Source organism: Bradyrhizobium sp. PRIMUS42, from assembly GCF_023006515.1.
Classification (GTDB): domain Bacteria; phylum Pseudomonadota; class Alphaproteobacteria; order Rhizobiales; family Xanthobacteraceae; genus Bradyrhizobium.
In genome coordinates this window covers 1-2,132 of record NZ_JALBGZ010000919.1, presented here as the reverse complement: position 1 = coordinate 2,132, position 2,132 = coordinate 1, and the positions used below count along the sequence as shown (strand labels likewise).

General features: G+C 66.7%; 2 protein-coding genes. Both read right to left on the bottom strand.

The annotated features are described in order from the left end of the window. The coding region (locus MOV75_RS35670; RefSeq protein ID WP_247007683.1) for an NADH:flavin oxidoreductase/NADH oxidase at nucleotides 1-994 on the bottom strand (994 nt) is incomplete at its 3' end. Between the two features lie 195 nt (nucleotides 995-1,189). Then, a partial coding sequence (locus MOV75_RS35665) for an esterase-like activity of phytase family protein (RefSeq protein WP_247007681.1) occupies nucleotides 1,190-2,132 on the bottom strand: 943 nt, incomplete at its 5' end.

Sequence of the window (2,132 nt, the reverse complement as noted above, 5' to 3'; positions counted from 1 at the left end):
AGCGCGGGTCGTAGAGCATGCCGCGGGCGAGCGCGACCATGTCGGCCTTGCCGCTTGCGACGATCTCTTCCGCCTGTTTGGCCTCGGTGATCAGGCCGACCGCCATCGTCGGCAAGCCGGTCTCGCGCTTGATGCTGTCTGCGAACTGCACCTGATAGCCGGGGCCGAGCGGGATCTTCTGCAGCGGCGAGACGCCGCCGGAGGAGGCATCGATCCAGTCGACGCCGCGCGCCTTCAAGGCCCTCGCGAATTCGATCGTCTGCGCCAGATCCCAGCCGCCCTCGACCCAGTCGGTCGACGACACCCGCATGCCCACGGGCTTGTCATGCGGGAAGACGGCGCGCACGGCGTCAAAGATCTCGAGCGGGAAACGCATGCGGTTCTGCAAGCTCCCGCCATATTCGTCGGTGCGCCGGTTGGAGATCGGCGAGAGGAACTGATGCATGAGATAACCGTGCGCGCCGTGCAGCTCGATGGCGTCGATGCCGAGCCGAGCCGCGCGCTTTGCGCTGTCGACGAAGGCGTCGCGAATGCGCTTGAGGCCTGCGCTATCCAGCGCAAGTGGAGCGGCCTCGCCCTCCTTGTGCGGCAATGCGCTTGGCGCCACCGTCTGCCAGCCGCCCTGCTCGACCGGAATCAGCTGGCCGCCGTCCCAGGGCCGCGCGCTGCTCGCTTTGCGGCCGGCATGGGCGAGCTGCATCGCGATCGCGGTGGAGGAATGCTTGCGCACCGAATTGAGGATCTGCTTCAGCGCGGCCTCGCAGGCATCGCTGTAGAGCCCGAGACAGCCCGGCGTGATGCGGCCGATCGCCTCGACATGGGTCGCCTCGATGCAGAACATCGACGCGCCCGACAGGCTGAGATTGTTGATGTGGGTGAAGTGCCAATCGGTGGCGACGCCGTCATCGGCCGAATACTGGCACATCGGCGACACCACGAGGCGGTTCGGTAGCGTCAGGCCGCGCAGCTCGATCGGGGAAAACAGGACGGACATGCGGGGAGTTCCGGGGGATGAGAGGGGCAATGAGGGGAGTGTAGTGAGAGGATGCGAGAATGCTAGACGCGCGAGAGGATGGGGGATAGCGACGGGATGCATTGCGGCTATCATTCGGTTTCGCAAGCTCGCGCATCACCACTGCCGTCATCCCCGGGCTCGCGACGTCGTCGCGCCCCGGGACGACAGCGGGGCCTACTCCGTCAGCGTGAACTGCAGCAACAAGGTCCGCTGTAGCATCGAGAAATTGTCGTCAGAGACCAGCGTCAGCACGGTCTCGCCCTCGGCAGTGACGTGGGCGTCGATGCCTTCCATGTTGTCGATCTCGTGGCCGAGATCGGCGACGAACAGCGCGGGGCCGTCGACCAGCGCGCCCGGCGCGATCGACTTCAGCGGGATCGAGCGGATGCGGATGTTGACGCCGGTGAACCAGGAGAATTTGCGCTCGAGGATCAGGAGCTCGCCGGAGGGCAGCAGCACGGCGTCGCTGATGTCGTATTTCTCGATGCGGCGAACGCTGAACTGGCCGGGCGACGGGCCGCCGATCAGGAAGGCTGTGAGGTTGCCGTCGGCATCCAGCCCGCGCTCGGAGAAGGCGATCAGGGTGCCGGCGAGCGGCATGTTCTGGTCTTTGCCCTTGGGAACGACGACCAGCGCCTCCAGCCCCTTGTTGGACGGCAGCCTGCGCACGCCCGCCGGCACCGGCATCACCTCGCCGCGCGCGGCCGTGCCGCCCTTCGAAAAATCATAGCGCAGGATCTGGTTGACGCGCTCGAGCCCGACATAGACGAAATTGCCGTCACGCGCGATCGATTCCGAATCCCACCACAGCCGCTTTTCCGTGATCGGCCGCCCCTCCGCACCTAGCAGCGGCGCGGCCTCGACGTCATCGAGGCCGGCCATCTTGCCGCCGGCGTAGCGGATGCGACCGGTGAACCAGCCGCCCTGGTCGGAGACGGCGAGGAAGCGCTCGCCCTTGGCATCCAGCCGGATGCCGGACAATCCGCCAAAGCCGCGATAGGGCGAGGTCAGCACCAGGCCGCTGCGATACTCCAGCGAGCCGAACCGCGTGCGCGTGCGGTCGCGCGGCTCGAAATTGGGAATGGCGCGCGCATTGACCTCGATGCTGACAGGCTCG